Raw genomic sequence first — 1,550 nt, 5'->3', positions numbered from 1 at the left:
AGCATGAACAGGTTGTCCTGGTACTCCGAGTGGATCGACCACTTGTTGTGCGGGGTCAGGTACCGCACCGCGATCGACAGCTCCCCCCGTTGCCCGAGCTTGGGCTCTCCGAAAAGGCGGTGCATGTCCAGGGGCGGGCGGTAGATCGGCAGGGTCTCGCCCATGTCCTTCATCCAGTCGTGGTCCAGGAAGAAGTGCATCCGCCCGGTGAGGGTGTGGAAGGGCTTGAGCCGTTCGATGTTGACGGTGAACGGGGCGTAGCGCCGCCCCCCGGTCTCCGAGCCGGACCACTCGGGGGACGTGATCACCGGGACCGGAGCGGCCTGGGTGTCGGCGAAGCTGATCCGCTTCTCCTCGGAGCCGCGGGCGAGGTCCGCGAGCTCCACCCCGGTGCGCTTCTCGAGGGCCTCGAAGCCCTGCACGGCCAGCTCCCCGTTGGTGGTGCCGGAGAACAGCAGGATCGCCTCCGCCATCCGCGCGTCGGTGTCCACGGCGGGGCGGCCCGCGGCGGCGCCCGAGTCGAAGACCCCGTGCAGGCGGGCCAGCCGGTCCACCTGGTGGGAGACGTCGTAGGTGATGTGCTTCGTGGTGAAGCCCAGCCGCTCGGCCAGTGGTCCCACCGCCGAGAACTTCTCCCCGATCGCGGTGTAGTCCCGCTCCACGACCGTGAGGTTCGGCAGGTTCCGGCCGGGCACGGCCGGCAGGTCGGTGTGCTTCCAGTCGGGCGCGTGCCCGCCGGGCTGGGCGATCTCCCCCGGGGTGTCGTGGGTCAGCGCGGTGGCCACGAGGTCCTTGCGCACCCCCAGGTGGGTCCGCGCCTGGCGGGAGAACTCCTCGGACAGCAGCCGGAACAGCTCGTAGTCGGTCTTGGCCTCCCACGGCGGGTTGATCGCCGGGGTGAAGGCGTGCACGTACGGGTGCATGTCCGTGGAGGACAGGTCGTGCTTCTCGTACCAGGTGGCCGCCGGGAAGACGACGTCGGACAGCAGGGTGGAGCTCGTCATCCGGAAGTCCGCGGAGACCAGGAGGTCGAGCTTGCCCTCGGGTGCCTCCTCGTGCCAGGTCACGTCCCGCGGCCGGGACGCGGAGTGGTCCTGGCCCATGACGTTGTGGTGGGTGCCGAGCAGGTGCCGGAGGAAGTACTCCTCGCCCTTCGCGGAGGACCCCAGCAGGTTGGAGCGCCACAGCACCAGGGTGCGGGCCCAGTTCTGAGGGGCGTCGACGTCCTCGACGGCGAAGCGCATCTGCCCCGACTTCAACCGGTCGGCGACCCACTGCGCCTCGTCCGGCGCCTCTCCGCGCGCCACGCCCTCGGCGGCGCGGTCAGCGGCGTCGAGGGAGTTCTCGTCGAACTGCGGGTAGAACGGCATCCACCCCAGCCGGGTGGACTTCGCGATCACGTCCGCGGTGTGCATGCCCTTGAGGTGCCCCTCCGCCAGGGGCGACTGGAGGGAGTCGGAGGAGTAGCCGTCGGAGCGCCACTGATCGGTGTGCATGTACCAGAACGCGGTGCCGATCATGAAGCGCGGCGGGCGGGTCCAGTCGGTGGC

General features: G+C 70.0%; 1 protein-coding gene. It reads right to left on the bottom strand.

Going from position 1 to position 1,550, the window contains the following annotated elements:
* Positions 1-1,550: molybdopterin-dependent oxidoreductase (locus tag QYM41_RS17485; protein WP_368801044.1), on the bottom strand; the 1,550-nt coding region annotated here is incomplete at both ends.

Source organism: Kocuria oxytropis, from assembly GCF_040981195.1.
Classification (GTDB): Bacteria; Actinomycetota; Actinomycetes; order Actinomycetales; family Micrococcaceae; genus Kocuria; species Kocuria oxytropis.
Note: the sequence above shows the minus strand (reverse complement) of the source record. Positions and strands in the feature narration are given on the sequence as shown.